This window comes from Trichococcus sp. (assembly GCF_049589555.1).
GTDB lineage: Bacteria > Bacillota > Bacilli > Lactobacillales > Aerococcaceae > Trichococcus.
The window spans coordinates 1-10,666 of record NZ_JBAWAZ010000323.1; the positions used below are offsets into that span (position 1 = coordinate 1).

General features: G+C 48.8%; 8 protein-coding genes. 6 read left to right on the forward strand and 2 right to left on the reverse strand.

The genetic code is table 11. The features are described from left to right. The first annotated feature begins 122 nt into the window (after nt 1-122). Complete coding sequence (locus tag WBV27_RS11360; protein WP_424202144.1) at nt 123-3,074, forward strand: GW dipeptide domain-containing protein; 2,952 nt, start codon at nt 123-125, stop codon at nt 3,072-3,074. 209 nt (nt 3,075-3,283) lie between these two features. Further along, on the forward strand, nt 3,284-4,897 hold the full coding sequence (locus WBV27_RS11365; protein ID WP_424202146.1) for a hypothetical protein: 1,614 nt from the start codon (nt 3,284-3,286) through the stop codon (nt 4,895-4,897). A 156-nt stretch (nt 4,898-5,053) separates the two neighbouring features. Here WBV27_RS11365 and WBV27_RS11370 read toward each other — a convergent pair whose 3' ends face one another. Further along, nucleotides 5,054-5,680, reverse strand: a complete 627-nt coding sequence (locus WBV27_RS11370) for an FMN-dependent NADH-azoreductase (protein ID WP_424202148.1) — start codon at nt 5,678-5,680, stop codon at nt 5,054-5,056. A 193-nt stretch (nt 5,681-5,873) separates the two neighbouring features. Between WBV27_RS11370 and WBV27_RS11375 the strand changes: the two genes are divergently transcribed. The 3 genes from WBV27_RS11375 (at nt 5,874) to WBV27_RS11385 (ending at nt 8,471) form a co-directional block, all read left to right on the forward strand. Continuing rightward, the gene (locus tag WBV27_RS11375; protein WP_424202150.1) at nt 5,874-7,031 is read left to right on the forward strand and encodes an acyltransferase family protein; all 1,158 of its coding nucleotides are present in this window, start codon (nt 5,874-5,876) and stop codon (nt 7,029-7,031) included. Nucleotides 7,032-7,105: 74 nt separating this feature from the next. Next, nucleotides 7,106-8,080, forward strand: a complete 975-nt coding sequence (locus tag WBV27_RS11380) for a glycosyltransferase family 2 protein (protein ID WP_424202152.1) — start codon at nt 7,106-7,108, stop codon at nt 8,078-8,080. Continuing rightward, the gene (locus tag WBV27_RS11385) at nt 8,073-8,471 is read left to right on the forward strand and encodes a GtrA family protein (protein WP_424202154.1); all 399 of its coding nucleotides are present in this window, start codon (nt 8,073-8,075) and stop codon (nt 8,469-8,471) included. Before WBV27_RS11380 ends, WBV27_RS11385 begins: the two co-directional genes overlap by 8 nt. A 208-nt stretch (nt 8,472-8,679) precedes the next feature. Here WBV27_RS11385 and WBV27_RS11390 read toward each other — a convergent pair whose 3' ends face one another. After that, nucleotides 8,680-9,441: an SDR family oxidoreductase gene (locus tag WBV27_RS11390; RefSeq protein ID WP_424202156.1), complete on the reverse strand. Its 762-nt coding sequence runs from the start codon at nt 9,439-9,441 to the stop codon at nt 8,680-8,682. 168 nt (nt 9,442-9,609) lie between these two features. Here WBV27_RS11390 and WBV27_RS11395 point away from each other — a divergent pair, with 168 nt between their 5' ends. Continuing rightward, nucleotides 9,610-10,260, forward strand: coding sequence for a YdcF family protein (locus WBV27_RS11395; RefSeq protein WP_424202158.1), 651 nt, complete (start codon nt 9,610-9,612; stop codon nt 10,258-10,260). Nucleotides 10,261-10,666 lie beyond the last annotated feature (406 nt).

Here is a 10,666-nt window from a genome sequence, read left to right on the forward strand (position 1 = left end):
GTCAAAGTCGGGAAGCGCTCGTAATCCAAATGAAACAATTAGTTCTCTGTGTAAAATGTTATAATGAATATAATATTTTAAAGTAATCTTAAGAAATCCGTCGGTAAACTAGGAGGACGACTATGAAGATTGTTCAAAGAAAATACACACGAGCGTATGTCGCTTTGTCAGGCTTGGCTGCGAGCTTGCTTGCAGGAAACAATATCGCTTTTGCGGACGAAACGGATGCAGCGACTGCAGGGGTAGCGCCAATCGAAACAACGATTCCGGCGTTTCCTGTGCAACCATCAGCAGATCTGATGCCAACAGCAGATTCTGCTCAAGAGGAGACGGCAGCTTATACGGATGCAAGCAAGGAGTCAATTGTGGTAACCGCTACGGTTTTGGATGCGGGCATATACGGAACCAATCAGATTTCAGGAACAACCCAACCGAATGCGTACGTGGTTGTTTGTGCAGGAGAGAGCAAAGTTGGCGAGCAAACCGCCGATGAAGCCGGAATTTTTACGCTTGCGTTGGCGAACGTTCCGGAAGGGACAACGGTTTTGCAGGTGAAAGTCTATAAGGATGCTACCCAAACATTCCTTCTGACTGAATCGGAATGGCAGGTGCCTGTGGCTGAAGCAGTCGAAGCAGTGCCAACTGTGGACGCGGAAGGGCCGCCGCAAACAAGTCCGACAGATCCAACTCTGCCGATCCTTGAAAATGATGTCGCTTCACCAACTGAAGAAGCAAAACAGCCGGAATTGGTAACCGAAGACAACCAAGCTGAACAAATCCCAGATACTGAAAAGGAATCCTCTGACACCGAACAAGCGGTTCAAGCACCTTTGATGACGTCAGCAACTGTCGCTGTGACCTTGGCAGCCGTCACTGAAGCGAAAGGCACTTGGTATTACTACGTCCAGTCCGGCGATACGCTGCAGAAAATCGCCACCCATTACAACACGGATGTCGCCAGTTTGACGCGCTGGAACAGCTTGACGACAACAATCATCAACATCGGACAGCTGTTGAGCGTAAACGGCACGAATGCCTATGCGGAAATCGACAAAGAGACGCGGGCGTTCGCCACTAAGGCTGAATTCGTGAACTACCTTGGACAGTACGCTACGGAAATCGGCAACGACTACAATCTCTACGCTTCCGTCATGGTCGCCCAAGCCTCACTGGAGACCGCCTACGGAACCAGCAAGCTCGGCACAGTCGGCAACAATCTCTTCGGCATCAAAGGTTCCTACGCCGGCAATTCGATTGTGATGCGTACGTGGGAGGAAGAAAGCGACGGGTCGATCATCTGGATCGATGCCTTCTTCAGATTATATCCATCCTATTATGAATCGATGATCGATTACGCGGAGAAGCTGCGCAAAGGGGTCAGCTGGGATGCGAATTACTACAAAGGGACATGGAAGGAAAACACGACCAGTTATCAGGATGCCACGCTGTATTTGACGGGGCGTTACGCGACTGATTCTTCCTATTACACCAAGCTGAATGCCATCATCAGCGCCTATGATCTGACCAAATTCGATGGACCGAAAACAGTGGCAGTGAATTACAACGCTGTTGTTTCAAATCCGAATTTTTCAATCGACAGTCTGCCTTGGGGCACGATCGGCTACAAATATTTGGAGCCTTGTTCGAACTATTACGGCAAGGAAGTCGCGGTAATGAAGCAGACCGTTGATGGGCAGTTCGCGTTTATTTCCTGCGCCGGCAAGGAATTGGGTTGGGTCGACATGGATGCGCTGAAGACCTTTTCCACCGTTACGGCCAGTTACACCTTACCGATCATGAACAGCGGTTACTCGATCGATTCGTTGCCATGGGGCGAACCGGGCTATGTCCATGTCGGTGAAACAGCAACCTATTATGGTAAACTGGCCAAGGTCGTCCGGGAAACGGCAAATGGCATCTATGCTGAAATTTCGGTCGACGGTGTCAAGCTGGGGTGGATCGACAAACGGGCTTTCAACGCGGCTTTTCCGAGCTACAACGCAGTCGTCCGCAAGGGGAATTACTCGATCGACAACTTGCCGTGGGGGACTTCCGGCTATCGGACGCTCGATTCCAGCAGTTCTTATGTCGGCAAGACCGTCACTGTGATCGGCAAATCGGCGGACGGTGCATACTTGTGTTTAGCATATAACGGCTTGCCTTTGGGATGGGTCGACTATCGCGCTTTCGAGAGTTTCGATGCAAGTGTCGTTTCTTATACGGCGATCGTTTCCGAAACTAATTTTTCGATCGACAGCCAGCCTTGGGGCGAAGCAGGTTATGTTTATCTGGATGCTTCATCGAATTATTACGGCAAAGAAGTGTTGGTGACCCGCAAAACGGCAAATGGTGCGTACGCATATATTTCGTTCGCTGGGAAACCGTTGGGCTGGATCGACATCAGGGGGCTGCAGAACTTTTCGACAGTGGCCGTGAATTACAGCTTGCCGATCATGAACGGCGTTTATTCAATCGACAGTTTGCCGTGGGGTGAGCCAGGTTATACCAAAATTGCCGATGCAGCGGCTTATTTCGGGAAATTAGCTACTGTGCTGCGGGAAAGTGTGAATGGTGCCTATGCGGAGATCGCCATCGACGGTCAACGGATTGGCTGGATCGACAAACGGGCCTTCAGCAATGCACGCCAGGTTTCCTATTACGCCGGCGTCTCCGGTCAGAATTATTCGATCGACAGTCTGCCGTGGGGGACTGCTGGGTACCAGTACCTGGAGAGCACGAACAATTATTTGGGCAGTCTCGTGAAAGTTGTTGCGGAATCGATTGACGGGAATTACAAGCTGATTCAACTGAACGGCCAAAACTTGGGCTGGGTCGACTCCCGCGCGCTGGCGGCTTTGAATACTAAAGCAGTGAATTACACCGCCACGATCCGCTCGGTCGGTTTTTCGATCGACAGTCTGCCTTGGGGTACGCCAGGATTCACGATGTTGGGGCTGACAAGTTCCTATCTGAACACGGCTGTGCAGGTCATCCAGGAATCGGAGGACGGTTACTATGCACTCGTCACGCTGAACGGTAAGACGCTTGGCTGGGTCGACAAGCGGTGTTTCTGATCCTATAATGCAAAAAAATCTCCGGCGGGCGGATGCTTGCCGGAGATTTTTTGCGGAAATGCGGAATAGGGCAGTTTACTCCGGTGAAGTAAGGGTTTGACTGGCTTCACAGGGGAAAACAGTGATGGATAAATCAAATATATGCATTTTTGAAATGGGAAAGGCTTTATGATATATTGATATATATATATATTTCACAGGGGGTTTGTATGCTTAATGAAAAGTCAAAAAAAAATCTTATTTTCGCATTAGCTTGTTTCTTATTGATTGGTTCGCTTTTGGCGGTGCTGTTTTATTACGCCAATATGAAAGTGGGGTACGATACAGACGAGATTTTTACATTTGGTTTGTCGAACAGCTTCTTCAATGAACTATTCACATCTCAATATGATAGATGGCATTCTTCGTCAGAATTATTCGAGGATTTGACTGTCAATAACACTGACAAGTTCAGGTTTGATTCAGTCTATTACAACCAGACCCAAGATGTCCATCCACCTCTCTACTATATGATATTTCATGCCATCAGTTCTTTTCTGCCGAATACATTCTCAAAATGGATTGGTATTGGAATCAATATAGTCTTTTATCTATTAATATGCCTCGTGATGTTTTCACTGATGAAGCACTTGGTTAAAAACAAATGGATTTCTTTATTGGCAGTCGCATTCTGGGGCTTAAGTATAGGGACGATCAGTTCAATCATGTTCATACGCATGTATACGATGCTGACATTCGTAACCATCTTATTCCTCTATGTCGTTATCCTGTTCCTGCAAAGCGAAAAAATAAGCCTTAAAAATCTTCTGACCATTTATTTCGTTTCATTGGTGGGTATCTTGACACAATACTACTTCTTCATTGCCGCCTTCTTCATATCTTTTTTACTATGTGTGTTCTTGATGATACTAAAAAAATGGAAGGCAATCGCAGCCTTCGCAGCAACGATGTTCAGCTCTATTGCCACTGCTGTCATTGTTTATCCAGCCATGCTGAAACATATTTTTGCATCATACAGAGGACAAGGAGCATTCAGTAGCATTACTTCTGACGTCCCAGACAACCTGAATAAATATGTAGACATCATCAACAGTAGTTTCTTTGGCGGCAAAGGAGGCTATCTCCTCACCTTTGTATCCCTTTTGACAATTGCCGCCACTGCGTCATTTGTGTTGAGGAAAAATGATAAAGCGGGGTCAGCCGACAAACTGATGGCCGCGATAACAGGATGGTTTGGGCCTGTAATTTTAATGATTGTCCCTGCTTTACTGCATATTTGGGTTATTCAAAAAATTTCGCCTTTCCAATCGGGGAGATATGTTTATTGTGTTTTTCCGGCGTTGATGTCGGGAATAATCTTTTTGGTTTATATTGCGGTGAAGCAGGTCACGCAAAAAGAACAATTTACTTGCGTTCTCATCGCTTCATTATGTTTTGCTATCTCGTATCTGGGATTTAAAAACGGGCATATCGAATATCTTCTGACTGAACAAGCTACAACGAACAATTTGGTTCAAGACTATAGCGACAACGATGTATTAATGATCATCAATGAGGATGACGAGTGGCGGATTATCGAGAGCATGGCTGAACTGATCCATTACAAAGACATTTATCCATACAGTACAAGCCCAACAGACATTTCCCTACCGAATGAAGAGAGGTTGATGAGTGAGTCTAACTTGATTGTATACATCGACACTTCATTCGATCAAAATACTATGATCGATAAAATCATGTCTAAATATGGATTTACTGAATACAGACAATTATTTTATTCAGGAAATGTCTATGAAATAATCAGTTATTCTTTTACCAAATAAAAGCATTAAAGAGTCTAAAATCTTTAAAATAATTCATCATCAATGTCCATCCCGGCAATGAAATGATTTTGCCTGCCCAATGAAAGGCTTGTGATTGTAAAAGGCACAAAAAAGACGCGCACCAGTCCGATCACTGGGGCGCGTCTGCTTTTCGTTTTATAAAGATTTAGCCAATGCTTCTACTTTTGCCAAGCCTTCTTCGATGATTGTTGCTGCTTGATCAGGAACAGCTGCGTGTCCTTCGATGATGACTTCGCCGATGATTTCCATTCCGAATACGCCAGCAAATACGTTGCGCATGTAGTTCACACCCATGTCCATTGGAGACATTTCAGGAGTGGAGTAAACGCCGCCGCGTGCGTTCAGAAGGATAACTTTCTTCTCAGGCATCAAAGCGACCATTTGACCAGTTTCGTCGTATTTGAAAGTGAAGCCGGCTGCAAAGATGTAGTCGATGAATGTTTGCAATTTAGCCGGGATCGTCAAGTTCCACAATGGGAATGCGAAAACGATCACGTCAGCTGCAGTCACGGCATCCATAACTTTTTGTTTTGCTGCCAAAAGGCGTGTTTCGATGTCAGTCAATTCTTCGCCGACTGCCATTTTGCCGTAAGCGCCGAAAAGATCTTGGCCTAAGTAAGGCATGTCTTCTGAAAAGACGTTGTAAGTTGTGATGTTCAATTTTTCATTTTCTTTGGCTGCGGCCAAAAAAGTTTCGTACATTTTTGAAGAAATTGCTTCCTCTGCTGGTCTGTTGTTTCCTTTTACTACTAAAACGTTCATGTGTGTTCCTCCACTTATTGTATATTTGATGCGGGTTTTGCTTCACTTACCGCATGTAAGTACAGTATAACATCTCGGCTTCGAAATAAATAGTCGTAATGCTCAAAAAATAAACAATTTGAAATTTTGTAACATTTGAACTACCATAGTAAGGAATATTTCGATAGTTTCGAAACAACGGGAGTGAATGTTTATGCATAAATCCGGCCAAAGCCAACGGATTGAAATCTTTGACGGCATGCGGGGATTGGCCTCCCTCATTGTCATGATTTTCCACATGGCGGTCTGGACAGTTTATGGCTACAGTGCCAACGAATACAAAATTTTTGCCAATACCTTTTGGAGGGTGGCGACGCAGACACCAGTGAAAATGATCTGGGGCGGCAATGAGGCGGTACTGGTATTCTACATCATCGGCGGTTTCGTGCTGGCGCGGCCCTATCTGAACGGACGTAAGCTGGACTTCAAGTCGTTCATCATCAAACGCTGGATCAGGCTGATGCTGCCTTATGTGCTTGTCATCGCGGTGACGGTCATCCTGATTGCGCTGTTTGGGGCCTGGAAGCATGATACGATCGATTTGAGCGGATCCTTCAATGTGAAATGGAAAAGGGTGCCGAACGCGATGGAAATGCTGCTGTATTTTCTCGGATATGACTACAGCCTGAACATCCTCAGTGGCGCCTTCTGGAGCATGGTTCAGGAATGGCGTTTGTCTTTCATCCTGCCTTTTTTGGCTGTGGCGCTTCACAGCAATCGGACAGGGAAGGTCCTTGGGTATTATGCCGTCCTGCAAGTAGGGATTGATGCGTTGACGAACTGGGGTATGCGGAGCGATACGGTTTGGTTGGCACAGCTGTCGGAATCGTTCAACCGGACCAACTATTATGCGATTTTTTTCGTGATGGGGGCGGTGCTGGCGAAGCATCTGCCGGCCATCCGGGTCTTTGTGCGGGAGCACCGCGGTTTCCGGATCCTGTCGGCCTGGGCGATTCCGTTCTTGATCCCGAGCCAGTGGATTTTGGCGGCGCTCGGTTTATCGTTCCGGGTGCGGAACGCGCTGTTGCTGACGGGGCTGGGCATCATTTTGTTCCTGCTATTGTGCATGGAGTCGCCGCGGTTGATGGCCTTCTTCAAATCGAAACCGCTGCTGCTTTTGGGAAAATTGTCCTTCAGCCTTTACCTGACGCACACGACTTCGATCATCCTGTTCGTGACATTTTTGGGTCAGGTCATCCCGCCGGAAACGGCCTTGCTGCTTTCGCCGCTGTTCGCTTTGCCGGTGGCGTATCTGTGGCAGAAGCACGTCGAAACAAGGTGCCTCAGATTGCTGAACCATTTCAAAAAATAGACGGCCAACCTGCGCCAAGTATGATAGGATAAAGGAAAGCTTAGAATTCTGAAACAATATATAGGGGTGGACACATGTCAAAAGATATCATTTCCATCATCGTACCTTGCCACAACGAGGAAGAGATGGTCCCGATTTTCCATAAAGAGATCGCTGTGGTCAGCGACCGGTTGCCGGCTGCCGTATTCGAACTGATTTTCGTGAATGACGGCTCGAAGGATGACACGCTGGCGAAAATGAAGCAATTGGCCGCGGTGGATGAGCGCGTGCACTACCTTTCCTTTTCGCGGAACTTCGGCAAAGAGGCCGCGCTGGTGGCGGGGCTGCGCCATGCGACCGGGGATTACGTCGCCGTGATGGATGCGGATCTCCAGGACCCGCCGGCCATGCTGGTGGAGATGGTTGCTTTGATCCGCACAGGCGAATATGATTGCATCGGTACGAAACGGCTTGACCGCAAAGGCGAACCGCCGATCCGTTCCTTTTTCGCGAGGCAGTTCTATCATTTGATCAATCGCATCTCCGATACCGAAATCGTCGACGGCGCCAGGGATTTCCGACTGATGACGCGCCAGATGGTCGATGCGGTGCTTGAGATGACCGAATACAACCGGTTTTCGAAAGGGATATTCAGCTGGGTCGGTTTCGAGACGAAGTACCTGTCCTACGAAAATCAGGAGCGGGTCGCCGGCAAGACGACCTGGTCGTTCTGGAGTCTGTTCAAATATTCGCTGGACGGGATTGTGGCCTTTTCCGAGGCACCGTTGGCGATCGCGGCTTTTACCGGGTTCCTGTCGTTCGCCGTTGCGATTTTGGCAGCGTTGATCCTGACCGTGCGGACGCTGGTGTTCGGAAACGAAACATCCGGTTGGACCTCGCTCATCGTCATCATTTTGGGGATGGGCGGCTTGCAGTTGCTTTGTCTGGGGATCCTCGGTAAATACCTAGGGAAAACCTTCATGGAAACGAAACGGCGTCCGCTCTATATCCTGAAGGAGACGGATGTTAATGTGCCGACTGATCGCAGGGAGGGGCAGGACAATGACTAAATTGTTGGCCCAAGTGGCAAAATTCGGACTCGTCGGTGTAGTGGCGACGGTACTGGATTTTCTGATTTTGTTCGTGTTGGCCGATTTCATCGGCTTGCATTATCTGACGGCCGCTGCGCTGGCGTTTGTTGCGGCAACGTTATTCAATTACGCGGCGAGCATGCGCTACGTGTTCACGAGCCGCTTCGGCGAAGCCGAGAAGCGCCAGGAATTGCTGCTGTTCGTCACTTTAAGTGTCATCGGCCTGGGATTGAACCAAGTGCTGATGTGGTTGTTCGTTGATCAAGTGGCGTTGCATTACTTGGTGGCCAAGATCGCCGCGACTGTGTTCGTGATGGCCTGGAATTTCATTTCGCGGAAGATTTGGCTGGAGGATAAGAATGCAGGATAAAGAAAATCGTGGTTTTGGCCCGGAACTCCGGTGACAGCATGCTTGCCCGGAGCAGGGAGTATTTTAGCGTTGCCTCCTCCGATGAAAGCCTCTTCGCCGGAGGAGCCCCTCAGTTTTTCTAGCAGGCATCAAGTATATATGAAAAAACGAATGCGGCTGCCTCCTTTCGGAACAGCCGCATTCGTTTTTCAGTAACAGTAAGCAAAAATCAGTAACTGGTCCAGCCGCCGTCCGCGGTCACGACGGATCCGTTAACGAAACTGGAGTCGTCAGAAGCCAGAAAGAGCGCGACGGAAGCGATCTGGTCGGGCATTCCGAAAGCTGGATTGATCGCCATGCCGACGCCGGTCGTTTCCTGGCCGAAGGTGCTGACGGTGCCCATCGATTGGGCGATATTGGTAGCGACAGCTCCAGGGGCGATTGCGTTGCAGCGGATGCCTTTTTTCGCGTACATGAAGGCCGTGTTTTTCGTCAGCCCGATGACAGCATGTTTGGAAGCGACATAGGCGACACCGGCCCGTCCGCCCTGCAGGCCGCCGATCGAAGCGATGTTGATGATATTGCCGCTGCCCTGTTCCAGGAAATATTGGATGGCTTTGCGGCTCGCATACATCGGACCGTTGACGTTGACGGCGAAGACCCGGTCCCAGCGCTCGTTCGAGACTTCCCCGACCGGTTCGAAGCCATCCATGATGCCGGCGTTGTTGACGAGGATGTCCACTTTTCCGAAGAGGGCGATGGCGGTGTCGATCATGGCGTCGGCATCGGATTCAATGGAGATGTCGGTTTTTATGGCAGCAGCAGCGTCCAGGGTTTCGGCGTTAATTTCGTTTGCGACTTTCAGGGCGCCTTCGTAATTGTAATCAGCAATGATCACTTTTGCGCCTTCTTTTGCGAATTTGCGGCAGATGGCTTCACCCATACCCGAAGCGCCTCCGGTTACAACGGCAACTTTGTTCATCAATCTCATGTTGAATTCCTCCTCATGACTTGTTGGCTCAATCATAACACGATAACGCTTACATGTATCGGATGATGATCACCGCAAAAGAAAAAATACAAAAAGCGATGGCTTATTTCCACATTTCGGATAAAATAGAGTGATAATAACGTGGGGAAAGGATGTGGAGAGCGGAAAATGGCAAATTATCCATTCGACAAGGAGCGCAGCCTCCTGAAGACGGACGAATCGACCAGAATAACGATGCTGCTGCTGAATATATTTTTGATCGTGACTGGCGTATCTTTGGCGATCAGCTTCTACATCCTGGCCAATCTGGAAATCAATGAGGAACCGATCGTTTCCGACATCATCATCGTACCGGAAGGCGCACCGGAACGAGGAGTCAAGGCCTCCGAGCTGTTGGAAGAAGGTTATTCCGAATCCGGCAAGATCATCGTCTCGCCGCTGCTTGTGGAAGCCGAGCTGCTGCATCTGCAGCCATACGGGGAACTGGGAATGATGGATGAAGACATTCTCGCGGATTACCAGGCGACCAGCACCTGGACAAACGCCGTCTACAGCATCGCATTGATGGAAGAGAACGGCTACGACTCCGCAATCGTCGTTTCGAGCGATTATCACATGAACCGGGTCAAGTACAGCTTCGAGAAAGTGGCAAAAGGGAAGGACTTGACGTTCATTTATGTGTCAGCTGGCGGTCCCTACGGCTTGCCGTGGATCGAGACGCAGCTCGGCAGAAGACTGGCGCAGTACGAAATCTTCAAAACAGTCGGTTATTGGTTGGGTTTGCATCATTTCATCGATATAGGGGAAGGCGGCTCTTGAATTGGGAGTGCGCCTTTTTTATATTGTTCGAGTGTAGGTTCAACCGCTCAGCTCCGGCGAGGCAGGTCTCATCGGAGAACAGCGCCTGATCGCCGCCGCTCCTCCGGCGAGGCAGGTCTCATCGGAGGACAGCGCCTGATCGCTCCCGCTCCTCCGGCGAGGCAATCGTTCCCCGGAGCTAGTGAGCCCCGGACTTTTTCGTTGGTTCACTGAGGATTTCGCAGATGCAAACACTATCGAAATGCCTACAAATCCGCAACTTTGTATACGTTTGCAAAAACATTCTTCGCTTTTGTATTCTTGACGGTTATTCTTAGAAGAAACGCCGCTATGGTGCTATACTTTTTGGTATAGGAGGTGCGGAAATGCTCGTGGAAATTGTGATGGAGAACTTTTTTTCCTTTAA